The following is a 23,143-nucleotide window of genomic DNA, read 5'->3' as shown; positions in this document are numbered from 1 at the left end:
TCCATTACTCCCGGGTGAGCACTTTTATGATGCTATTTCGATAACCCTACGCAAGGTTTGGGAAATGAATAATTTGTCTGGTGATATGGGCTCTGCTCACCACTACTTTAAACCTGCTTATCGGTTTGATAACCGACTGTTAGGAATGGAAATTATGACCCGTCTGGTCGCCAATGATTCCTCCGAATATTTATATCCCGCATGGCGAGCTGCCCATCTTGATGTGAATCAACAGATGGCATTATTTAACGAAAAAATATTATTACTCGAAAATGTTAAGCCGTTAGTTGAATCCTGGCAGATAACCATTTGGATAAGTATCAATGATATTATTCTTACGGAGATGATGCAGAATACAGAATGGATAACACGATTACAGAACTTATCCTTTTTGACATTGATGATTGATGAGGATTTTCCCGGCATAGTTTACGGGCGTAACAATCTCCGACTTATCTGGCTGGCAGAAAAGTTTCCTCTTGCTCTGGCTAATTTAGGGGCGGGACAAAGTTCTAATCGGGCTATTTTCGACAGATTATTCAGACATATTTTCCTCAGTCAGGAATTTATTCATCATCAGGTTAATCGACCTTCTTTTGTTCCTTTTGCTAATGCGATTATTCGTCAGATAGCCCCTTTTTGTGAGGCCCTTATGGTATCAGGTATTGATGATATGAAATTATATCATCAAGTTAAGAGTCTAAATTTTGAGGCTGTGAGAGGAAACCTGTGGCCGGATATTGCTGCCGAAAACATATCAGCCTTGTTCAATACTTCTGAACATTCATAGCAATAATATCCTTATTTTGTGGCTGTATTTATACCCGTCATACTTCAAGTTACCTGGGTATTGCGTGTGTGAGATGCGCCTACAAGCAACGCACATTATTTAGGGGATATACACTGTCCGAGGGTACACTGTGCTATGGAGGACTTATGACAAATATCATCACGTTTAAAAATAGCTGGCACGATGAACTGCCAGATTTTTATAGTGCGGTAACACCTGCGCCATTAAAAAATGCACGTCTGCTTTATCACAGTGCCTCGCTGGCACAAGAATTAGGCCTTGAGCGCTCGTGCTTTGATGAGTCCTCTTCCGCATTGTGGAGTGGGGAAGTCTTATTGCCTGGCATGGAGCCTGTGGCTCAGGTTTATAGTGGGCATCAATTTGGCAGCTGGGCCGGTCAGCTGGGGGATGGCCGCGGGATGTTGCTGGGGGAGCAGCAGCTCGCGGATGGACGCAAAATGGACTGGCATCTTAAAGGTGCCGGACTCACACCTTATTCGCGTATGGGGGATGGGCGGGCAGTACTGCGTTCCACTATTCGTGAATTTCTTGCCAGTGAAGCGATGCATGCCTTGGCTATCCCCACTACGCGCGCCCTGACGATTGTCACCAGTGACACTCCTGTACAGCGTGAAACCACCGAACAGGGAGCGATGTTGTTACGTATTGCCGAGAGCCATCTCCGTTTCGGGCACTTTGAGCATTATTACTATCGCCGTGAGCCGCTAAAAGTGCGTCAGCTTGCTGATTATGCGATAGCTCATCATTGGCCGCATTTGCAGGGTGAGAAAGACCGTTATGAACATTGGTTCAGTGATATCGTCAGACGGACTGCAACACTGATGGCTCACTGGCAGACGGTAGGTTTTGCTCATGGGGTGATGAATACGGATAATATGTCGGTGTTAGGTTTGACGATGGATTATGGTCCCTATGGTTTTCTCGATGATTATCAGCCTGGCTATATTTGTAATCATTCGGATTACCAGGGACGTTATGCATTCGATAATCAGCCAGCGGTAGGCTTATGGAATTTGCAGCGCCTGGCTCAGTCGCTTTCAATGCTTATCACCGCCGACAGGCTTAATTTGTTGCTGGAAGAGTATCAGCCGCGGTTGATGCAGGCATTTGGTGAACAGATGCGCGCTAAACTGGGGCTGTTCACTGCTCAGAAAGAAGATAATCAGCTCCTGAGTGGCCTGCTGGCTCTGATGACGAAAGAGGGCAGTGACTATACCCGAACCTTCCGGATGCTGAGCGCGACCGAACAGATGAGTGCTCATTTGGCATTGCGCGATGAGTTTATCGACCGGGAGGCGTTTGACCGGTGGTTTGCAGATTATCGGACACGGTTGCGGGATGAGCAAATCGACGATGCAACAAGACAACAGGCGATGAAAGCGGTCAATCCTGCATTAGTACTGAGGAATTGGTTAGCGCAGCGGGCTATCAGTGCCGCAGAACAGGGAAGTGTCGATGAACTTGCTGCCCTGCACCAGGCGTTAAGTCAGCCGTTTGCCGACAGAGATGATGACTTTACACAAAGACCACCTGACTGGGGCAAACGGCTGGAGGTAAGCTGTTCCAGCTAAACTATTGACGTAATCCGACCTGGGGCACAGGGTGCTCCGGGTGGCGAAATACCCGAAGATCGGCCTGATACCAGCGCTGTAATGTGTGTTCTTCCAGTACCTGATCGGGAGTACCATTAGCGACCACCCGCCCTTGATGCAATAACACAATACTGTCAGCCCACAGGGCTGCCAGATTTAAGTCGTGTAACACCACACAGACCGACAGTTCACCCATTGCTGCCAGTCGTTTAAGCAAGCGCAATAAGTGTTGCTGGTGATAGAGATCCAGCGCCGAGGTGGGTTCATCCAGAAACAGCCAGCCCCGGGGGATATCATCATGCCAGAGCTGTACCAGCGCACGTGCCAGCTGCACGCGTTGCTGTTCACCACCAGAAAGCTGACAAAAATCCCGACCTTTCAGGGCATCGCAACCGGTCAGGAGCATCACTTGGCTGACCACGTTATCTGTACTTTCGGAAGGCCAGGGGGCACGACCCATAGCAATAACCTCTTCGACAGACCAGCTAAACGCCATGGTGCTCTGCTGACGCATCACCGCCCGCTGACGCGATAATGCCTCACTGGGCCAGTTCGCAAGGTTTTTACCGTTGAGGGCAACGTGACCACTACTGGGCGGCTGAAACCCGGTCAGCGTGCGCAGCAGGGTTGATTTACCGGCACCGTTGGGGCCGATAAGCGCCACGACATCCCCCGGTTTTAGCTGAAGATTAATGTTGTCGAGCAGTAATCTGTGACCGATTTTCAGCGACAAATTTTCAGTCGTCAGTAGTCCTGACATCAATTTCTCCCTTGGCTGCGAAAAATCATTGCCAGAAACCACGGGCCGCCAATCAGGCTGGTGATTAAGCCTACCGGCATTTCGGCCGGTACCACCAGTGTTCTTGCCAGAGTATCGGCGATCAGGAGTAGCAGTGCTCCGGCAAGAACCGATCCTGGTACTAACCAGCGGTGGTCGGCCCCTAACCACATTCTGACCAGATGTGGTACGACCAGTCCGATAAAACCTATTACGCCGCTCACGGCAACCGCTGCGGCAACCAGCAGCGCGCTGAGGATCAGGAGATGGCGCTGAGTACGCTTAACGTCAACGCCCAAATAGTGGGCCTCTTCATCACCCAGTTGCAGCAAATTCAGGCGCCGGGCCAACAACCAGATACCCACTGTGGCAGGAATGGCAAGCGAAGCTGCTGCCAGCAAGGTTGACCACTGTGACTGTCCCAGACTTCCCATCCCCCACAGAGATAGCTGACGTAATTGAGTATCGTTACTTAACCAGGACAAAATACCGACTGCTGCACCACACAGGGCATTGATAGCAATACCTACCAGCAACAAACGCGCGAGGCTGTTATTCCCCTGACGGCTGAGCAGAAAGATGATAAAAGTGACCACCAGACTGCCAATAAACGCAGCAAACATCGGCACATAAAGTGCCAGTATTGCCGGTAGCGCGATGGGAAAGACGATAGCCAGGCCGACAAACAGCGCGGCACCGCTACTGATCCCGAGCAGGCCTGGATCTGCCAGTGGGTTGCGAAATAAACCTTGCATCACGCAACCAGAAAGAGCCAGTGCTCCGCCCACCAGAATAGCGAGCAGAACACGGGGGAGGCGGATGTTGAGCCAGATATGACGCAGAGCTTCATCCTGAGACTGCCACAAAACCGCCAGCGAGAGCCTCATTGCGCCCAGATTAGCCGCAATGAGTGCCGTAGCAACTAACATGGCCCCCATTAGCCACAAGGCGTGACGCGGTAGGGGACGTCGTATCACGGGAGCTGCTCCGCTTTATGTCGTAGATTGACAATCTGTTGCGGAGTATGGATACCAAATCCTAATAGCGCCATATCATCAACGACCAACAGTTGTTTATTTTTGGCAGCCGGAGTTTGTGCCAGTCCAGGTAAAGCCCAGACATTCTCTTCGCTACCTAAGGTTTTGATACCGTTAGTGGTGACCAGAATCAAGTCAGGCTGGCTGGCAATAACGCCTTCCTGTGACAGAGGCTGGTAACGGGTGAACCCTTGCATTGCATTTTGCAGGCCGGCGGCCCGAATAACGGCATCAGCAGCGGTCTCTTGACCCGCACCCATTGCCGTAGTGCCACCGTGGCTCATAATAAAGAGCACCTTTTTTGGCAGAGGCTGAGTCGGTATAGATGCCAGTTGTTGCTTGATCTGCTCACGTAGTTCATTACCTTGTGGCTCTTTATCAAGCGCTTTGGCGACCGCTTCAACTTTTGCGTCAATCACCTCAAGATTGTTTGCTCCGGGCACAGTGACAACCTTAACTTTGGCTTCTGCGACCTGTTTCAGTGCCAGGGAAGGCTGTGCTTGCTCACTCGCCAGAACCAGGGTCGGGCGCATGGCAAGAATACCTTCGGCATTGAGCTGACGCATATAGCCGACATCAGGCAGTTTCGTGACTTCTGCTGGGGTAAGGCTGGTGCTGTCACGTGCGACTAAATCGTTATTGGCACCTAACGCCCAGGCTATCTCAGTGACATCGCCACCGATAGTGACCAGACGTTCAGCCGCTCCTGCCATTGCTGGCAGAATGAGAAGGGCTAGCAGCAGCCGTTTCATGCTGTTAATCCTTTGCTCTGGATAGCATCGATTTGGGTTCGCCATTGCTGTTGTTCTGGCTCACCTTCGGTACGCTGGCCATAAATTTGCGCAATCTGTGTGCCGTCGGCGGCGAACAGTTCAAGGCTAGTAACATGACCATCTTTAGTGAATTTGCGTGTTACCCAGCTTTCTGCAATGGTGTCAGACATCAAGTGCAGAGTGAATGCAGGATTAAAGATATTAATCCAGTTTTCCATTGGCATTAACTTACGCACTTCACCGGTAAAGATCTGCACACAGCCGCGGTTGCCGACGAAAATCATGATTTCGTTCTCATCTTCTTTTGCCAGATCAAGGATCTGTGCCAGCGCGGTGTTATCGACTTTACATGCCAGGTCATCACTGACCAGACGGAATGCTTGCTGGCGCGTAAGCTGGTGACGTTTGAGCAGGATAAAGAACTCATGCACATCGGTCATGGCACGCCATTCGGCTTCGATTTGTGCGCCGTCGACCGTCGGGATCGTTTCGGCAGGCGTTTCTGCGATAGCAACGGCCAGTTCAGGGTTTTCTTCCTGAACAAATTGCGTAACAACCTGGTCCCATGCAGCAAACTCGGTGTTATCGGTGGTGTAAACTTTCAGTACCGCATCACCGTAGCTATCGAAAAACTGAATGCTCTGGCGTTCACCGCGGGCATTGGCCTCACGGAGATAAAAAGCATGTACCCACTGGCTGAAGAACAGACGTAAGTCCAGAGCTCGTGGGTTAAGAACCAGGCCGGCATGGCCATCAAGATGCTGGTTCTCAAAACGTCCAACTTGCTCATGAACCGCATATTCATTGCGGCAAATACATTTTGTTTCACCAACGGCTTCCAGCGCTTTCAGCAAAGCTCTCGCATCACTTTTTAAACGTTTAGCATCATGACCAACGCGTGCCTGGGTTAGCTCGGCTTCGCTAATCTGCATTAATTTGGCTATATCCCGGGCGTACAGCTTCGGGTGTTCTTGTTTCAGTTGTAACCAAGTTTCATAACGCTGACTCATGTACTGCTCCTTTACCATTGATAGCTCACAAAAATTTTCCCATTACGACCATCCTGAGGAATACCCTGAGGTGACCAGTACTCTTTATCAAAGGCATTACCCAGTACCAGAGTCGTGGTGACACCACGCAACTGCTGTTGGCCTTTATAGCTGACATAAAAATCGTTGATACCATAGCCTGCTTTAGCTGTAGTACTCGGTGCCAAGTCTTTGTAGCGGTCAGCAAAGGTACCTACCCAGCCAACGGAGAAACCACTGTGTGCTACCGGAATATCCAGAGTACTGACAACGGTGTCAGGATTGGTGGCAAGCCAGGCGCCTGTTTCTGAGTTTTTTCCACTGGTATGGTTATAGGTAAGGCCCAGACTGAAGAAGTCATTGGTATATTTACTCATGACATCCCAACCCCAAATTTTGGCTGTCGGGATGTTGTAAGACATGGTTGTGCCTTTCGGTATATTGACGTCCATATCGATATAATCTTTGGCTTTGGTATCGAAGTAACTGGCTTTAAATTCCAGTCCGTCATTAGTCGTTATCAGGTCGTCAAAGCGTAAACCGAAACCATATTCCTGAGTTTCATTGGTTTCCGGACGCAGGTTCGGGTTAGGCGTCCAGAAGTTAAATGGAAAATGCTGGGAATCGTTATACATTTCACCCATCGTCGGTGCGCGGAATGCTTGAGCCCATGATCCAAAGACCATTAACCATTCTGTCGGGGTAACAGAAACACCACCACGAGAAGACCATTTGTTGGCATCAACATCTGCATAACCGCGGCTGCTGGCACTGTAGTCATCAAAACGCGTGCCGAGCAGTAAGCTCACAGGCAGGTCGCGTAGGGTAATTTCATCCTGGAGCCAGCCGGAAGCAAAGTCGATTTTTGCCTGCGGGAAACTGGTAGTCTGACCGCCAGGGTTCTGTTTCTGGCGATAATATTCGGTACCATAAGTTAAGGTATTCGCGGCCGGGCTGTCGGTCAGGACATTACTGCGGTTCTCGAGCTTAATACCATTCGTGGTTTGCTTACGAAACTCACCTTTTAAGTCATCAGTTTGCGCATTGATACGTACCTCTGACCAGTACAGCGTTGCATCAGCATTTAACCATTCATTATTTTTCGGATCGATATGATATTTCAGCTGAGCATCACGTTGGATAGTGGAGCGGTTAACCATCGGACTTCTGGCGCTGGGTGTACTATCCTGTGGATTTTTAGGCTCACGGGCATTGTCATTGTAATAACGGACAGAACCCGCCAGAGACTGGGCATCATCGATAAACCAGGTGCCTTTGGCAAGCATATTGCCAATTGATTCATCGTTTGGTGCCGTCTGACCGTTGCTCTGGCGCAGATTTCCGCGGTCACGTGCAGACCAGGAGACGATACCGTCAAAGTCATCGGTACGGCCAAAAGCGCTGGCACCAATACCAAAACTATGATCGCCAGTCGCGGCGTTTGAGAACACACGATAACCGCTATTTTTTCCGTTATCTAACAAATCGGCCGCATTGACGGTTTCATAGGAAATCACACCCCCCAATGCGCCGCTGCCATACAGTAAAGCGGAAGGTCCACGTACCACTTCAATACGTTTGATCAGTAGCGGATCGATAAAAGTACCGTTCAGATGCCCGGTATCAGTACCCTGACGGATACCATCCACCAGAGTGAGAACTCCATTCTTGCCATAACCGCGCATGGATACATCTTGTCCATTCACACGACCAAAACCGGAAATAGAGAGCCCCGGGATCCGGCGTAGCATATCGGCGGCTGAAGCAGCGGTTTCACTTTCTGGAGTATCACCTTCCACGACGGTGACCATCATCGGTGCTTCAAAGGTGCTGCGTTGATTACCGGTGGCAACGACCGTCATTTGATCATTTTTGGCAAAAGCAGGAAGGGCGCTGAAGATAGCCAGTGAGATAACAGACAGGCGTAAGCCTGCCGACTTTTTGCAAGACATGCGGAATTCTCCATAAGATACAGAACACGCTGGCTGCCTTGGCGATAAAACCTGGGTGGCTGGCTTTTAATATTATCAATAAAACTATTTGGTCAGAATGAGCTTTCCAGCCTGGGTCTGACGCAGAAAATACTGTTGACCTTCATGTACGATGACCACCAGTCCCTCGGCACCCAATAAGTCTTTGCTGTCAACCTGACGGGGTGCATTTAGAGGCAGTGGGCGAGCAGGGGAAGATGATTTATCCATGCGGCGCATTCAACTCATAAATGGAAATCACAATAACAATGATAATCATTATCATGAAAACCATGCTGAGCTGCAAGCGTTATTTGTGATAAGATTGTGAACGAAGAAATCTTATTAGAAAAATATTAACGGAAACATTAAGTTTTAATTAATTGTATTTACGCTTGTATTTGTCGCCATCTGTGATGAATAGCGACAAATATGTAGTCAGACTTATGTTGCAGACTTGTAGTTGAAGCTGGTTAACAACGTGATTTAACGGCGGTAGCCAGCTTGTCCAGTAAGCTAACTGTATCGTCCCAATGCAGGCAGGCATCAGTAATTGATTGACCATAAACCAGAGGTTTACCGGCCTCCATCGCCTGACTTCCTTCTTCCAGGAAACTTTCTGCCATAATACCGACAATGGATCTGGAACCCTCAACGATTTGGGTACAGACATCATCACACACCACCAATTGTTGACGATGTTTCTTCTGGCTATTACCGTGACTAAAATCAATTACTAAATGTGGCGCTAATTGATGTTCACTGAGCGTGGCGCAAGCTGCAGCCACATCCTCAGCATGGTAGTTAGGGTGTTTTCCTCCACGCATTATCACATGCCCGTAAGGATTACCGCTGGTCTGATAAATCGTCATTTGTCCCTGCTTATCTGGTGAGAGGAACATGTGACTCGCCTGCGCTGCCCGGATAGCATCAATAGCAATACGGGTATTACCGTCTGTGCCATTCTTAAAGCCTATCGGGCAGGAAAGTGCTGAAGCCATTTCACGATGGATCTGGCTTTCTGTTGTGCGCGCACCAATTGCGCCCCAGCTAATTAAATCCGCAATATACTGACCGGTCACCATATCAAGAAACTCTGTCGCCGCAGGCAGTCCCAGCTCATTGACGGCCAGTAATACCCGGCGTGCTTGCTCCAGACCGTAGTTTATCCGATAGCTACCGTTTAAATCCGGGTCAGAAATTAAACCTTTCCAGCCAACAACGGTGCGCGGTTTCTCAAAATAAGTCCGCATCACAATCTCTAGCTGGCCCTGATACTTCTCGCGTATGGCGGCCAGGCGACGGGCATAATCGATAGCGGCGTCAGGATCATGAATGGAACATGGGCCAACAATAACCAGCAGGCGTGAGTCTTGCCCGCTGAGAATTTTTTCAATTCGCTTCCGGGAGTCAGTAATATGTTGCGCAACTGACTCAGAAAGAGGCAGGCGGGCTGTCAAATCAGCAGGGGTGATCAGGCTTTCAATACGGGCAGTACGTAATTCATCTGTCTTTTGCATGGTAGTCTCAAAAATTTAGCTCTCTTTGTCGTTAGCGGACAAAGAAGTGATGAGGATCACAATAAATGAAATCAAGATGATTTCAACGATTGTTTAAGCCGGCGTAACAGAGAGATCCTCACAGTATGTTGAGAGTTTATCACAGACAAATGATCTTTTGTACTAGCTTGTTAGTACATGCGGCGATTAAGGCCCATAATATCGAGAATTTTAGTCGCCATCTCTTCAACGGAGTAATTCGTACTGTTCAGGTAACGGATCTGATTTTTACGAAATAATGCCTCGACTTCTGCCACTTCCAGCCGACACTGCCGCAGTGACGCGTAGCGGCTGTTCTCACGACGTTCTTCGCGTATTGCTGCCAGACGCTCAGGATTTATCGTTAGTCCAAAGAGTTTGGGTTGTAGCGCCTTGATAGCGGGAGGCAGATGTAAGTTATCCATATCGTCGGCAATAAAAGGATAGTTTGCGGCACGGATACCAAACTGCATCGCCAGATAGAGACTGGTGGGGGTTTTACCGCAGCGAGAGACCCCCAATAAAATCACCTGAGCCTGGTCGAGGTTGCGCAACGAAACGCCATCATCATGGGCCAGAGTATAGTCAATGGCTGCAATACGCGCATCATATTTGGTGATGTTACTCGGGTTCAGGCCGTGCGCACGATGAGCCACTGGACTGGGATCCAGCTGTAACTCATTTTGTAGCGGAGCAACCAGCGCTTGCACGATATCCTGACAAAAACCTTCACTCTGAATAATAATTTCCCGAATTCTCGGGGCGACTATCGAATAAAACACCAGAGGACGAATACCTGTCACCTGATAAAGACGGTCGATTTGTTTTTTCACTTCCTGTGCACGTGCTTCGGTTTCTACAAACGGTAGAGTGACGCTATTAATTGAGACTGGAAACTGTGACATGACCGCGTGCCCCAATACTTCGGAGGTAATGGCTGTCCCGTCAGAAATATAAAATACGTGACGATCGGCTTTGCTATCCATAGTGAATCCCGGTTTATTAAAACGTTAATCACAGCATAAATGAAAATGCCGGTCATACCAGAGGCATTAGGTTAAATCTCATTATTAATTTATTGGGTTCATTATTATTGATTTGGATGGTTTATTAATTATGAAACTACCGTTTCATTTATTAATTGGTGGGTTTTTTTTAATCGGTTATTTAATAATTTCTTATATATCAATGTGTTGATTGTTATTTCTGTTTGTCTGAATATTTAAAAAATATTTTTGCTTGAACGATTCACCGGTTTCTTTCTTACTCCAGAATATGTAAAGATTATTAAGAAGTCTGGTGTTTCTTGTACCCATTCATTTTAAAAAAAAGGATTGCTTCAATGTCCAACCATGGTTCGTCACCGCTGGTTCTTTGGTATAACCAACTCGGCATGAATGATGTAGACAGGGTCGGAGGCAAAAATGCCTCTTTGGGTGAAATGATTACAAACCTTTCAGGTATGGGTGTGTCCGTACCAAATGGTTTTGCGACTACTGCCGAGGCGTTTAATCAGTTTCTTGATCAAAGTGGTGTGAATCAACGCATTTATGAATTGCTTGATGTCACGGATATTGACGATATCAGTCAACTGTCCAAAGCCGGTGCACAGATTCGCCAGTGGATTATTGATACGCCGTTCCAGAGTGAACTGGAAACGGCTATCCGTGAAGCCTATCAGACGCTGTCGTCGGATGATGATCAGGCCTCATTTGCTGTCCGTTCTTCTGCCACAGCAGAAGATATGCCGGACGCTTCATTTGCCGGACAGCAAGAAACCTTCCTGAACGTTCAGGGTTTTGATGCGGTATTGGTTGCGGTTAAACATGTTTTTGCTTCGCTGTTTAATGATCGCGCTATCTCCTATCGTGTCCATCAGGGGTACGATCATCGTGGCGTGGCTTTGTCCGCTGGCGTACAGCGTATGGTGCGTTCAGACCTGGCCTCATCAGGTGTGATGTTCTCCATCGATACTGAGTCTGGTTTTGATCAGGTGGTCTTTATTACCTCTGCCTGGGGACTTGGCGAAATGGTGGTACAGGGTGCCGTTAATCCGGATGAGTTTTACGTCCATAAACCGACGCTGGCGGCGGGTAAACCTGCGGTCGTTCGGCGCACCATGGGGTCGAAAAAGATCCGCATGGTCTATGCACCAACCCAGGAGCATGGCAAGCAGGTTCGTATCGAAGATGTGCCAGAAGCAGACCGGGATCGTTTCTCTGTCAGTCAGGAAGAGATTCAGGAACTGGCGCTTCAGGCGGTACAAATTGAAAAACACTACGGCCGCCCGATGGATATCGAATGGGCCAAAGACGGTCATACTGGTAAATTATTTATTGTCCAGGCACGTCCGGAAACTGTGCGCTCTCAGGGGCAAGTGATGGAGCGCTACCAGCTACATGCCCAGGGCAATATTGTGGCAGAAGGGCGCGCTATCGGTCACCGTATTGGTGCGGGTGTCGTTAAAGTTATTCATGATATCAGCGAAATGCATCGTATCGAACCCGGTGATGTGCTGGTAACCGATATGACTGACCCTGACTGGGAACCTATCATGAAAAAGGCCGCAGCGATTGTGACCAATCGCGGTGGGCGTACCTGCCATGCAGCCATTATTGCTCGCGAATTAGGTATTCCGGCGGTTGTCGGTTGCGGTGATGCAACTGACCGTATTCGTGAAGGACAGAGCGTCACCGTTTCTTGTGCTGAAGGTGATACGGGCTACGTCTATGGTGAGATCCTTGATTTTACAATCAAGAGTTCAACTGTTGATAAAATGCCTGAGTTACCGCTAAAAATCATGATGAATATCGGTAATCCGGACAGGGCTTTTGATTTTGCCTGCTTGCCTAACGAAGGTGTTGGTTTGGCGCGTCTTGAGTTTATTATTAATCGGATGATTGGGGTACACCCGCGTGCATTGCTGGAATTTGATCAGCAGGAGCCGGCGATACAAAATGAAATTCGTGGGTTGATAAAAGGCTATGACAGCCCGACTGAGTTCTATATCGGTCGTCTGACGGAAGGAATTGCCACTCTCGGAGCGGCTTTCTGGCCAAAACGCGTTATCGTTCGTTTGTCTGACTTCAAGTCGAATGAATATGCCAACCTGACAGGCGGTGAGCGTTACGAACCAGAAGAAGAAAACCCGATGTTAGGTTTCCGTGGCGCAGGTCGTTATGTTGCTGATAGCTTTCGGGACTGCTTTGCGCTTGAGTGTGAAGCCATGAAACGGGTACGTAACGAGATGGGCTTGACCAACGTGGAAGTGATGGTGCCGTTTGTCCGTACAGTCGCTCAGGCGAAGGCTGTCGTTGAAGAACTGGCGCGCCAGGGGCTGAAACGTGGTGAGAACGGTTTAAAACTGATCATGATGTGTGAAATCCCATCGAATGCGCTACTTGCGGATCAATTCCTTGAGTATTTTGACGGTTTCTCCATCGGTTCAAACGATATGACACAGCTGACTCTTGGCCTTGACCGTGATTCCGGTGTGGTTTCTGAGCTGTTTGATGAGCGTAACGAAGCGGTTAAAGCGTTACTTTCTATGGCCATTAAAGCGGCGAAAAAACAAGGTAAGTATGTCGGTATCTGTGGCCAGGGACCTTCAGATCATGAAGATTTTGCTGCCTGGTTGATGGAAGAGGGGATAGATAGTCTGTCTCTGAATCCGGATACGGTAGTGCAGACCTGGTTGAGTCTGGCTGAACAAGCGAAATAACCGAGTATTCCCCCTGAACCGATCATTCAGGGGGCATTTTCCTCAGAACCATCCCGCCTCATTTTTCTGAACGAAAGCCCAAAAAAAAGCCCATCTGAGAGATGGGCAAAGACTACACAGCAATTCATCATAGGGTGGATTCTGAAACGTTTATTGCGTTTGAGGAGGTTGCATTTGCTATACTCTGATACTAATTTCTCATCTGAGCAGCGTCATTCAGATTCATCCCAATCGGGGGTAAGAGACGACATAGAGTGTTAACATCATCACAAAAAAATCATGTTAAACAGTGCCATGTCTTGTCTCATTCATTATTTATCTTCCAGATGTATTGATGAACATTCTTCTATCTGTTCAATCACTTCACTGGGTGGTGTATGGGGTTCTGGCACCTCATCCATCCATACCGTAACCAGTCGGTAAGAAACGGCCAGCAGCATCGGACCGATAAACAGACCAATCAAACCAAAGGCTATCAGACCTCCGATAACGCCACAGAGAATAAGTATCATTGGCAGGTCAGCACCCATCTTAATCAGTGCCGGACGAATCACGTTATCCATTGTCCCGACGATACAGCTCCAGACAAGTAAGACGGTGCCCCAGGTCGCATCTCCGCTCCAGTAGAGCCAGATAATCGCAGGAACCAGTATCAGTAACGGACCAATTTGTACCAGACAGCAAAGAATCATCACCACTGTCAGTAAAGAAGCAAACGGAATGCCTGATATCGCCAAACCGATACCGCCTAAAATACCTTGTACCAAGGCTGTTACCACTACACCCAGAGCTACTGCACGGATGGCCTGGCTGGCCAGAACAACGGCTGCATCGCCTCTTTTCGGAGCAAGGCGAGCAGCAAAATGGCGCAGACTGTAGCCAATGCTCTCTCCCTTGGCATAGAGCACGATACTAAACAGCAGCATGAGGCCAAGATGGATAAATAAACTGCCTATCTGTACCGCTTGATTTAAAAACCACGTGGTAGTGATACCGACATAAGGTTTTACCCGCTCAAAAAGTGCATTGCCGCCACTGTTTAATATACTGTTCCACAGGTTGTATAAATTATCGCCCACCATCGGAATGCTTTGTAGCCATTCAAAGGTGGGGAGGACAAAGTGCCCTTCCTTTGCCCATTCGATAATCGGGGTACTGTTTACGACCAGGCTGTTAGCGAGCAAGGAAATAGGTATAACAAAAATCATGATAAGCAAAAGCATCATGACGATGACGGCGGGAATGCGTTTTCCCCATAAAAGACGCTCAATTTTGATAAGCAGAGGCCAGGACGCGATAACTATCGTACCTGCCCATGCCAGTCCCAGTAAGAACGGACTGATTATCCAAATACAGGCGACAATCAGCAATGATATACATAAAACAGAGAGGACAATCCGCAGAAGATCCTCAGTCTGACTGGCTCTAACCATAGAATAATCACCTTAATAAACAGCAAGAACGTTTAAGCAACGTTAGCAGGGAACTGAACGATGGTACATTTTACCTGACGTTAACAAGCCTCTTGAGCAACTTTTTATCGTAAATAACTGCCGCAACTTTTGATGAAATATGATAAAAAAAGAAACGCAAACGATAACTTACAACTACCAGAAACAGGGTCGGCTCATCAATGATCCCACAAATTTCTCAGGCACCGGGTGTCGAACAGACGGTGCTCAATTTTTTGCAGGAACTGGAACAGCAAGGCTTTACCGGCGATAGCGCGACGCGATATGCAGATCGCTTAACTATGGCAACAGACAACAGTATCTATCAACTGATACCTGATGCGATAGTCTTTCCTCGTTCTACCGATGATGTGGCATTAATCACCCGTATTGCGAATCAACCTTCATTTACTTCTCTGGTTTTTACTCCTCGAGGCGGCGGAACCGGAACAAATGGCCAGGCGCTCAATCGCGGTATTGTGGTGGATATGTCCCGCTATATGAACCGTATTCTGGAGATTAATCCAGAAGAGGGCTGGGTAAGAGTTGAAGCTGGGGTCATCAAAGATCAACTCAATCAATACCTTAAGCCCTATGGTTATTTTTTTGCTCCTGAGCTGTCAACCAGTAACCGGGCAACGCTCGGCGGAATGATTAATACCGATGCTTCCGGGCAGGGCTCTTTGGTCTATGGTAAAACATCTGATCATGTACTGGGCGTTAAAGCGGTATTAATGGGGGGAGAGATTCTTGATACTCACTCAATGCCAGTCGCGCTTGCCGAAGCAAAGGGTCAGGAAGAGGGCCGGGTCGGGCATATTTATGACACGGTGCTGACACGCTGTCGCGAACGACGCGAACTGATCATCGAGAAATTTCCGAAACTAAATCGCTTTCTGACCGGCTACGATTTACGTCATGTTTTTGATGACAGGCTGTCACACTTTGACCTGACCCGGATCCTGACCGGATCGGAAGGGACGCTGGCATTTATTACCGAAGCAAAACTCGATATTACTCGCTTGCCTAAAGTTCGCTGTCTGGTGAACGTTAAATATGACTCGTTTAACTCAGCTCTGCGTAATGCGCCCTTTATGGTGGAAGCCCGTGCTTTGTCAGTTGAGACCGTTGACTCCACGGTACTGAATTTGGCCCGGGAAGATATTGTCTGGCACTCCGTCAGTCAGTTGATCACCGACATTCCGGGTAAAGAGATGCTGGGCCTGAATATTGTTGAGTTTGCGGGTGACGATGCCACATTAATAGAGCAACAAGTCAGTGAACTCTGCGCCCGTTTAGACCGCCTGATAGCGAATGAAGAGGGGGGAGTTATCGGCTGGCAAGTTTGTCAGCAGCTGGCCGATATTGAACGTATTTACGCGATGCGTAAAAAAGCGGTTGGCCTGTTAGGGAATGCGAAAGGTGCAGCTAAACCCATCCCGTTTGCGGAGGATACTTGTGTTCCTCCGCAACATCTGGCGGATTATATTGTTGAGTTCCGCGCCTTGTTAGACAGCCATAATCTCAGTTATGGCATGTTCGGGCATGTGGATGCCGGAGTACTGCACGTTCGTCCGGCGCTGGATATGTGCGATCCCCAGCAAGAAATTTTGATGAAAAGTCTCTCGGATGACGTAGTCGCGCTTACAGCAAAATATGGCGGCTTGCTCTGGGGGGAACACGGTAAAGGTTTTCGTGCTGAGTACAGCCCGGCATTTTTCGGCGAAACCTTGTATGAAGAACTTTGCCGGATTAAAGCCGCTTTTGATCCGGATAACCGCCTGAATCCGGGGAAAATTTGTCAGCCGTACGGCAGTGATGCGCCAATGATGCAAGTCGATGCTGTCAAGCGCGGAACCTATGACAGACAAATACCGGTCAATGTTCGGACGTCATGGCGTGGGGCGATGGAGTGTAATGGTAACGGTTTATGCTTTAACTTTGACGTGAAAAGTCCGATGTGTCCGTCAATGAAAATTACCAGCAATCGCCTGCACTCTCCAAAAGGACGAGCCACGCTAACCCGTGAGTGGTTGCGCATGCTGTCTGAACAAGGAGTTGACCCGCTTAAACTTGAACAGCAACTACCTGAGCGCAATACCAGTTTGCGTTCATTGATTGAGCGAACACGTAATAGTTGGCGGGCCCGCAAAGGCGTATATGACTTCTCCCATGAAGTGAAAGAGTCAATGTCTGGCTGTCTGGCCTGTAAGGCTTGCTCCACACAGTGCCCGATCAAAATCGATGTCCCGGCATTTCGTTCACGTTTTTTACAGCTGTATCACACTCGCTATTTACGCCCGGCACGGGACCATTTAATGGCGAACGTGGAGCTATATGCTCCCTTGATGGCTAAGACACCTAAAATGTTTAACTTCTTTATGCGCCAGTCCTGGGTACAGAAGTTATCAGAAAAACATATCGGACTCGTCGACTTACCTTTGCTATCGGCACCCAGTTTAAAACAGCAACTGGTCGGACACCGCTCAGCGAATACGACTCTGGAACAGCTGGAGAGTTTGACAGCAGCACAGCGGGCAAGCACTGTGTTGGTTGTACAAGATCCCTTCACCAGTTTTTATGATGCGAAGGTGGTGGCAGATTTCATCAAACTTGCAGACAAACTGGGATTTAAACCGGTCGTGTTGCCTTTTTCTCCAAACGGTAAAGCACAACATGTGAAGGGGTTTTTAAAACGCTTTGCGCGCACCGCCAGTAAAACGTCTGAAGTGCTTAACCGTATTTCACGACTTGGGATGCCTATGGTAGGGGTAGATCCTGCGCTGGTGCTCTGTTATCGCGATGAATACCAACAAACTCTGGGTGAGGCCCGGGGTGAGTTTCAGGTGCAACTGGTACATGAATGGTTGCAGACGGTGCTGGATAAGCCAGCCGTGTCTCCCGCGAAAGGCGAGTCCTGGTACTTATTTGGTCATTGTACTGAGACAACAGCCTTACCGGCCTCAAGCGGGCAGTGGAGTGGTATTTTTGCTCACTTTGGGGCGAAGCTTGAAGCCGTTAGCGTTGGATGTTGTGGTATGGCCGGGACTTACGGACATGAAACGCTTAATCACGAAAACTCCCGAGGGATTTACGCGCTTTCCTGGCAACAGTCTATACAGCGTTTACCGCAGCAACGTTGCCTCTCAACAGGATACTCTTGCCGCAGCCAGGTTAAACGAATAGAAGGGCAGGTTATTCGCCATCCGTTACAGGCGCTTTTGGAGATTATGGGATGATATGGCGACGTGAAGTGACGTTAGACCAAATTAATGCCATGAGTAAAAACAATATGGTGGGTCACCTCGGTATTAAGGTGACTCGTTTGACTGACGACGAGCTGGAAGCAACTATGCCAGTTGATGAACGAACGCGTCAGCCCTTTGGATTATTACATGGCGGTGCGTCGGTTGTACTGGCAGAAACCCTGGGATCGATTGCGGGCTATTTATGCTGTGAAGGCGAGCAAAAAACGGTAGGTGTCGAGGTCAATGCCAGCCATCTCCGTTCTGCCCGTGAAGGCTTTGTTCGCGGGGTTTGCCGCGCTATTCATCTTGGTCGACGGAACCAGGTCTGGCAAATTGATATTTATAATTCTCAGGAACAACTCTGCTGTAGCGCGCGGCTGACGACCATGGTTATTTAGAAACGGGGGACTCGTTATGACCAGAGGTGATAGCGAGGTCAGTTTAAGGCTCTGGCGTTGATACCAGACGCTTTTTACTGCGAACCGGGAACAACCCGTCCTGACTGATTTTCTCTTGCAGAACGTCTTATAGGCGCTTTTGGGATGGGGTAACTGAATTGGTAGTGGCAGATAAAAAAAATGGCGCACAATGTGCGCCATTTTCATCAAGTTACTCTTACTTACGGTAAGAGTGAGCTTGATTGTCCAGACGCTGGTTAGCACGAGCTGCATCGTCTTTAGCTGCTTGAACGTCAGAACGGATTGCGTTCACGTCGTTGCTCAGCTGATCAACTTTAGCGTTCAGAGTTTGAACGTCAGAAGACAGTTGGTCGATTTTAGCGTTGCTTGAGCAACCAGCCAGCAGAGCAGAACCCAGGATTACCGCGCCCAGTACCAGTTTAGTACGATTCATTATAAATATCCTCTAGATTGAGTTAATCTCCATGTAGCCTTACAAGTATTACACAAAGTTTTTTATCTTGAGAATAAATTTTTCAGGATAATGCATTTAAAGTCGATCGTTCGCTCAAAGAAACATCGAAAAGTGAAGGGGAGGCGAAAAAATGGCGCTTTGTATCAGAAATTTCTCATTAAAAAGTACTGAAGTAAAAAAAATAGCATGCATTTTTTAATTCTGGTATTCAAAGAAAAATGTGAATATGGAGTATTTTTCCCTAAAACAGATATCAGAAAAATCATCTGCTTTTCATTCAGAGGTCACAACGTTATATCGCGGCTAACCTGTCATTGCCATGATATCTACAATGAATAATTCCGGACAATAAAAAAGCGCCCGTGGGCGCTTGAAACTGATGACAAAGCGAACGTGATATCTGATTATCAGCGCTTATTTACGAAAATAAACAGGAAAAATCAATTCATTGATTTTCGGCTGATAACACAAAGAAGGAAAAACCACGTTTTTTCCTTCTTTGTCAGCAATATGAAGCGCCCATGGGCGCTTTTCTGTCAGACTGACGTCGTTAAATTACAGCACATGTACCGAAGAAGTATTGGTAGTACCGCTGGAGACTAATGCCCCAGAAACCATAACCACAACTTCTCCTTTTTTCGCCAGGCCACTTGCCAGGGCCGCTTCTTTACCCAGACGATAAAAATCATCAGTAGAAGCAATTTCTTTAACCACAGTACTGATAACGCCTTTGCTCAGCTGAAGCTGACGAGCCGTCTGCTCATTGGTAGTCAAAGCCAGAATCGTCGCTTTAGGGAAGTATTTACGCACGGCTTTGGCTGATTTACCGCCTTGAGTTGCGACAACAATCAGAGCAGATTCCAGTTTTTCAGCCGTTTCAACAGCACTGCGGCAAACCGCTTCGGTGATGCGCAGTTTGCGGTTATCAAAACTGCTGTCAAGACGGCTATCCATCACGCGGTCGGTACGGTCACAGATAGTTGCCATGATGCTCACGGCTTCCAGAGGATATTTACCTTTAGCAGACTCACCAGACAGCATGACGGCATCAGTACCATCGATAATGGCGTTAGCAACGTCGCCTGCTTCAGCGCGGGTAGGACGTGGGTTTTTGATCATTGAGTCGAGCATCTGGGTTGCAGTGATAACCACTTTACGCGCGCGAACACATTTTTCGATCATCATTTTCTGAGCGAAGATAACTTCTTCAACCGGGATCTCAACACCCAAGTCACCACGAGCAACCATGATGCCATCAGAGGCTTCAAGGATTTCGTCAAAATTGTTCAGGCCTTCCTGGTTTTCAATTTTAGAGATAATGTGAATATTCTCTCCGCCATGTGCTTTCAGGAACTCACGGATTTCAACAACGTCTGAACGTTTACGGATAAAGGATGCCGCAACAAAGTCAACGCCTTGTTCGCAACCAAAGATCAGGTCCTGCTTGTCTTTTTCAGCCAGCGCAGGGAGGGCAATAGAAACGCCTGGCAGGTTAACGCCTTTGTTTTCACCAAGATCGCCGTTATTCAGTACTTTACAGATAACGTTCTTACCTTCAATGGCGGTAACTTCCATACCAATCAAACCGTCATCGACCAGTACGGTGTTGCCTACGCTCAGGTCATTAGTGAAACCTTCATAAGTGACAGCTACAGTATCGCTGTTACCAACGACAGTTTTGTCGGTAGTGAAGGTGAAGGTCTGTCCTGCTTTCAATGGAACGTCATTACCGCCTTCCAGTTTAATGGTACGGATTTCCGGACCTTTGGTATCCAGCAGAATAGCGGCAGGCATGCCGGTTTTTTCGATAACATTACGCAGGTTTTTAATACGCTGGCCGTGCTCAGCGTAATCCCCATGAGAGAAGTTTAAACGCATCACGTTCATGCCGGCTTTCAGCATTTTGCTCAGCATTTCTTCTGATTCAGTTTTTGGACCGATAGTACAAACAATTTTAGTTTTTTTCATAATGAGCTTATCTATAAGTTGAGGAGGATTGTTAAATTTTGATCTCGGCGATGCTGTCTGCCGAAACTTAAAAGAATATGGATGTTGCGCAAAGCGTACATGATAAGGATAGGTGACAGAAAAGAAGCGTGCAGAAGAATATTTGCCAGAGGTTCAGCGGGGGATAATTTTGATTGTATTAAGAAGGAGTTCAATCTGCTGAAACCTTTCAAGTTATGAACGCGCGTATTATAAAGATTTATTCGTGTGAAAGGAATGAGAAACGATGATTGCATGAAGAAAGAAGCACTTTATTTGCCTGAAAAATCAGCTGATAGTGCTATTTTGGGCAATTGATCACAAATGCGATTAAAAATGCACCATGACGTAGCGCAACTGAGCTCTTCCCCAAGGGTTATTACGCGTGAACTCTGAGGTCAATCAGATGAGATAAACATTCCAGCATTTTCAATGCGATGGTTATTTAGCTCGGGAATTTGTGCCTGGGAGTGTGTAATCAGGAGAAACGAGACATTTAACGTTTGTTAAATGGTGCGTCCGAGTGGACTCGAACCACCGACCCCCACCATGTCAAGGTGGTGCTCTAACCAACTGAGCTACGGACGCACTGAAAATATAATGGTGCGTTCAATTGGACTCGAACCAACGACCCCCACCATGTCAAGGTGGTGCTCTAACCAACTGAGCTATGAACGCAATGTGTCTGTGTGACAACGGGGACGAATATTAGCGGCACTGTTGCAGGCTTGCAAGGGGAAAAATACAAATTTATGCACTATTTCAATCAACTGTCGAGACTCTGTGCAGAATGCTGATAAAACCACCGCTTATATCACGATAAACCCTCGTCCTGGTTTGTTCGTCAGACCCGGACGAGGGGAAAAGGGTATTAACGAGCCGCACGCTGTAAAATGAGTGCCGCGGGCTGACGCTGCAACCAGCGTACGCGCAGCATCATCAGTACAGCAGCCGCGCTCAGACCGATAATAAAGCCTATCCAGAAGCCTGCAGGCCCCATTCTGTCAACCACCAGATCGGTCAGTGCGAGGATATAACCACAAGGCAAACCCAGCACCCAGTAGGCTGTAAAGGTGATATAGAAGATAGCGCGGGTATCTTTGTATCCACGTAAAATACCACTCCCGACAACCTGAACAGAGTCTGAAATCTGATATATCGCCGCCAGTAACATCAGATGGGTCGCCAGGGCAATCACGGCAGGATCGCTGTTGTAGAGCAGGGCGATAGGCTCGCGGAATGTGATGGTGAACAACGCGGTCAGCATCGCCATACAAATACCTACGGCAATACCCGTCCGGGTGGCAATCTGAGCGTGCTCAGTGGAACCCTGGCCAAGATAGAAGCCCACACGAATAGTCACAGAAACAGCAAGCGACAGGGGCAAGACAAACATCAGTGAACTGAAGTTGAGTGCTATCTGATGCCCGGCAACATCGACAATCCCCAGCGGAGAGACCAGTAGTGCGACGACTGCAAATAATGTCACTTCAAAAAATAAAGCGAGGGCAATAGGTAAACCTATTTGCGTCAGACGTTTAATCACTGACCAGTCAGGTTTATTGAAGGCGAGCGGGTTTTTAATATCGCGCATTGAACCGGCTCTTTTAATATAAGAGGCCATACAAAAGAACATGGCCCAGTACACCACCACGGAGGCAACGCCACAGCCAACACCGCCTAATTTGGGCATACCCAAATGACCATAAATAAAAATGTAGTTAATCGGAATATTAACTAACAGGCCAATAAAGCCAACAACCATACCGGGTTTGGTTTTTGACAGCCCCTCACACTGATTACGTCCTACCTGATAGAACAGGTAGCCTGGGACCCCCCAGAGTAAAACACGTAGATAGGTAACGGCGGTATCGGCGAGATCCTTATCGACATTATCCATTGCGCGGATGATATAGCCGGCGTTCCAGAGCACCATCATGACGAGAATGGAGACAAAACCAGCCAGCCAGAACAACCCCTGACCGACTTGATGAGCAATACGGTGACGCCGCCCTGAGCCATTCAGTTGCGCAATCGTTGGAGTTAACGCCAGCAACAGACCGTGTCCGAACAGAATTGACGGAAACCAAATCGAGGTGCCAATAGCGACTGCCGCCATATCTGTGGCGCTGTATCCTCCCGCCATCACCGTATCGACAAATCCCATCGAGGTGAGGGCAACTTGCGCAATAATCACGGGAATAGCCAGAGTAAGAAGCTGCCGTGCTTCAACAAAATACTTCTGCATGAGAGATACCTGATTATACCGTTCATAAATCAGGTTATCTGGCGGCACTTTTGTCGCTTTGCCTGCAAGAAAATTGATTTATTTAGAGT

Annotated in this window: 17 protein-coding genes and 2 tRNA genes; 5 read left to right on the top strand and 14 right to left on the bottom strand. The window is 48.0% G+C overall.

Annotated elements, in window-relative coordinates:
- Window positions 1-64: 64 nt before the first annotated feature.
- Both Q1A40_RS00225 and Q1A40_RS00220 read left to right on the top strand, forming a co-directional pair.
- Complete coding sequence (locus Q1A40_RS00225; protein WP_299996229.1) at window positions 65-790, top strand: hypothetical protein; 726 nt, start codon at window positions 65-67, stop codon at window positions 788-790.
- A 146-nt stretch (window positions 791-936) separates the two neighbouring features.
- Window positions 937-2,382 carry a protein adenylyltransferase SelO gene (locus Q1A40_RS00220; protein WP_299996227.1) on the top strand — a complete coding sequence of 482 codons (1,446 nt, stop codon included), beginning with the start codon at window positions 937-939 and terminating at the stop codon, window positions 2,380-2,382.
- A gap of 1 nt (window position 2,383) precedes the next feature.
- Here the strand turns inward: Q1A40_RS00220 and Q1A40_RS00215 are convergent, their stop codons facing one another.
- The 8 genes from Q1A40_RS00215 to Q1A40_RS00180 all read right to left on the bottom strand — a co-directional run bounded on the left by Q1A40_RS00215 (window position 2,384) and on the right by Q1A40_RS00180 (window position 10,513).
- Window positions 2,384-3,163: a heme ABC transporter ATP-binding protein gene (locus Q1A40_RS00215; protein WP_299996225.1), complete on the bottom strand. Its 780-nt coding sequence runs from the start codon at window positions 3,161-3,163 to the stop codon at window positions 2,384-2,386.
- Window positions 3,163-4,119, bottom strand: coding sequence for an iron ABC transporter permease (locus tag Q1A40_RS00210; protein ID WP_299997791.1), 957 nt, complete (start codon window positions 4,117-4,119; stop codon window positions 3,163-3,165). Before Q1A40_RS00210 ends, Q1A40_RS00215 begins: the two co-directional genes overlap by 1 nt.
- A gap of 35 nt (window positions 4,120-4,154) precedes the next feature.
- Window positions 4,155-4,970 carry a hemin ABC transporter substrate-binding protein gene (locus tag Q1A40_RS00205; protein WP_299996222.1) on the bottom strand — a complete coding sequence of 272 codons (816 nt, stop codon included), beginning with the start codon at window positions 4,968-4,970 and terminating at the stop codon, window positions 4,155-4,157.
- Entirely contained in the window at window positions 4,967-6,001 is a 1,035-nt protein-coding gene (locus Q1A40_RS00200; protein ID WP_299996221.1) for a ChuX/HutX family heme-like substrate-binding protein, read from the bottom strand. The genes Q1A40_RS00205 and Q1A40_RS00200 overlap by 4 nt, the downstream gene beginning before the upstream one ends.
- Window positions 6,002-6,012: 11 nt before the next feature.
- Window positions 6,013-7,971 carry a TonB-dependent hemoglobin/transferrin/lactoferrin family receptor gene (locus Q1A40_RS00195; protein ID WP_299996219.1) on the bottom strand — a complete coding sequence of 653 codons (1,959 nt, stop codon included), beginning with the start codon at window positions 7,969-7,971 and terminating at the stop codon, window positions 6,013-6,015.
- Between the two features lie 84 nt (window positions 7,972-8,055).
- Window positions 8,056-8,220: a hemin uptake protein HemP gene (gene hemP / locus Q1A40_RS00190; RefSeq protein WP_299996216.1), complete on the bottom strand. Its 165-nt coding sequence runs from the start codon at window positions 8,218-8,220 to the stop codon at window positions 8,056-8,058.
- 242 nt (window positions 8,221-8,462) lie between these two features.
- On the bottom strand, window positions 8,463-9,509 hold the full coding sequence (locus Q1A40_RS00185; protein ID WP_299996213.1) for a 3-deoxy-7-phosphoheptulonate synthase: 1,047 nt from the start codon (window positions 9,507-9,509) through the stop codon (window positions 8,463-8,465).
- Between the two features lie 170 nt (window positions 9,510-9,679).
- Window positions 9,680-10,513, bottom strand: coding sequence for a pyruvate, water dikinase regulatory protein (locus Q1A40_RS00180; protein WP_299996210.1), 834 nt, complete (start codon window positions 10,511-10,513; stop codon window positions 9,680-9,682).
- A gap of 356 nt (window positions 10,514-10,869) precedes the next feature.
- Between Q1A40_RS00180 and ppsA the strand changes: the two genes are divergently transcribed.
- On the top strand, window positions 10,870-13,248 hold the full coding sequence (gene ppsA, locus Q1A40_RS00175; RefSeq protein ID WP_299996207.1) for a phosphoenolpyruvate synthase: 2,379 nt from the start codon (window positions 10,870-10,872) through the stop codon (window positions 13,246-13,248).
- A gap of 311 nt (window positions 13,249-13,559) precedes the next feature.
- Here the strand turns inward: ppsA and ydiK are convergent, their stop codons facing one another.
- The gene (ydiK, locus tag Q1A40_RS00170) at window positions 13,560-14,681 is read right to left on the bottom strand and encodes an AI-2E family transporter YdiK (RefSeq protein ID WP_299996204.1); all 1,122 of its coding nucleotides are present in this window, start codon (window positions 14,679-14,681) and stop codon (window positions 13,560-13,562) included.
- Between the two features lie 200 nt (window positions 14,682-14,881).
- On the opposite strand from ydiK, the gene Q1A40_RS00165 reads away from it, so the two are divergent.
- A complete protein-coding gene (locus Q1A40_RS00165) occupies window positions 14,882-17,938 on the top strand; it encodes an FAD-binding and (Fe-S)-binding domain-containing protein (protein WP_299996201.1) in 3,057 nt (1,018 codons plus the stop codon).
- Window positions 17,935-18,345, top strand: coding sequence for a hotdog fold thioesterase (locus tag Q1A40_RS00160; RefSeq protein ID WP_299996198.1), 411 nt, complete (start codon window positions 17,935-17,937; stop codon window positions 18,343-18,345). Before Q1A40_RS00165 ends, Q1A40_RS00160 begins: the two co-directional genes overlap by 4 nt.
- Window positions 18,346-18,562: 217 nt before the next feature.
- Here the strand turns inward: Q1A40_RS00160 and Q1A40_RS00155 are convergent, their stop codons facing one another.
- The 5 genes from Q1A40_RS00155 to mdtK all read right to left on the bottom strand — a co-directional run bounded on the left by Q1A40_RS00155 (window position 18,563) and on the right by mdtK (window position 23,054).
- The gene (locus Q1A40_RS00155) at window positions 18,563-18,799 is read right to left on the bottom strand and encodes a major outer membrane lipoprotein (RefSeq protein WP_299996195.1); all 237 of its coding nucleotides are present in this window, start codon (window positions 18,797-18,799) and stop codon (window positions 18,563-18,565) included.
- Window positions 18,800-19,375: 576 nt separating this feature from the next.
- Window positions 19,376-20,788, bottom strand: a complete 1,413-nt coding sequence (pykF, locus tag Q1A40_RS00150) for a pyruvate kinase PykF (RefSeq protein WP_299996192.1) — start codon at window positions 20,786-20,788, stop codon at window positions 19,376-19,378.
- Window positions 20,789-21,317: 529 nt separating this feature from the next.
- Window positions 21,318-21,394: transfer RNA gene (locus Q1A40_RS00145), tRNA-Val, on the bottom strand.
- Window positions 21,395-21,407: 13 nt separating this feature from the next.
- Window positions 21,408-21,484: transfer RNA gene (locus tag Q1A40_RS00140), tRNA-Val, on the bottom strand.
- A gap of 193 nt (window positions 21,485-21,677) precedes the next feature.
- Window positions 21,678-23,054 carry an MdtK family multidrug efflux MATE transporter gene (gene mdtK, locus Q1A40_RS00135; protein WP_299996189.1) on the bottom strand — a complete coding sequence of 459 codons (1,377 nt, stop codon included), beginning with the start codon at window positions 23,052-23,054 and terminating at the stop codon, window positions 21,678-21,680.
- Window positions 23,055-23,143 lie beyond the last annotated feature (89 nt).

The sequence above is a fragment of the uncultured Cedecea sp. genome (genome assembly GCF_947498825.1).
Taxonomy (GTDB): Bacteria; Pseudomonadota; Gammaproteobacteria; order Enterobacterales; family Enterobacteriaceae; genus JGM124.
Note: the sequence above shows the minus strand (reverse complement) of the source record. Positions and strands in the feature narration are given on the sequence as shown.

Coding starts and splice junctions, on each gene's coding strand:
- pykF (WP_299996192.1), bottom strand. CDS start 20,788: ATGAAAAAAACTAAAATTGTTTGTACTATCGGTCCAAAAACTGAATCA.
- mdtK (WP_299996189.1), bottom strand. CDS start 23,054: ATGCAGAAGTATTTTGTTGAAGCACGGCAGCTTCTTACTCTGGCTATT.
- hemP (WP_299996216.1), bottom strand. CDS start 8,220: ATGGATAAATCATCTTCCCCTGCTCGCCCACTGCCTCTAAATGCACCC.
- Q1A40_RS00220 (WP_299996227.1), top strand. CDS start 937: ATGACAAATATCATCACGTTTAAAAATAGCTGGCACGATGAACTGCCA.
- ppsA (WP_299996207.1), top strand. CDS start 10,870: ATGTCCAACCATGGTTCGTCACCGCTGGTTCTTTGGTATAACCAACTC.
- Q1A40_RS00185 (WP_299996213.1), bottom strand. CDS start 9,509: ATGCAAAAGACAGATGAATTACGTACTGCCCGTATTGAAAGCCTGATC.
- Q1A40_RS00205 (WP_299996222.1), bottom strand. CDS start 4,970: ATGAAACGGCTGCTGCTAGCCCTTCTCATTCTGCCAGCAATGGCAGGA.
- Q1A40_RS00215 (WP_299996225.1), bottom strand. CDS start 3,163: ATGTCAGGACTACTGACGACTGAAAATTTGTCGCTGAAAATCGGTCAC.
- Q1A40_RS00210 (WP_299997791.1), bottom strand. CDS start 4,119: ATGGGGGCCATGTTAGTTGCTACGGCACTCATTGCGGCTAATCTGGGC.
- Q1A40_RS00225 (WP_299996229.1), top strand. CDS start 65: ATGAATAATTTGTCTGGTGATATGGGCTCTGCTCACCACTACTTTAAA.
- ydiK (WP_299996204.1), bottom strand. CDS start 14,681: ATGGTTAGAGCCAGTCAGACTGAGGATCTTCTGCGGATTGTCCTCTCT.
- Q1A40_RS00160 (WP_299996198.1), top strand. CDS start 17,935: ATGATATGGCGACGTGAAGTGACGTTAGACCAAATTAATGCCATGAGT.
- Q1A40_RS00165 (WP_299996201.1), top strand. CDS start 14,882: ATGATCCCACAAATTTCTCAGGCACCGGGTGTCGAACAGACGGTGCTC.
- Q1A40_RS00180 (WP_299996210.1), bottom strand. CDS start 10,513: ATGGATAGCAAAGCCGATCGTCACGTATTTTATATTTCTGACGGGACA.
- Q1A40_RS00200 (WP_299996221.1), bottom strand. CDS start 6,001: ATGAGTCAGCGTTATGAAACTTGGTTACAACTGAAACAAGAACACCCG.
- Q1A40_RS00155 (WP_299996195.1), bottom strand. CDS start 18,799: ATGAATCGTACTAAACTGGTACTGGGCGCGGTAATCCTGGGTTCTGCT.
- Q1A40_RS00195 (WP_299996219.1), bottom strand. CDS start 7,971: ATGTCTTGCAAAAAGTCGGCAGGCTTACGCCTGTCTGTTATCTCACTG.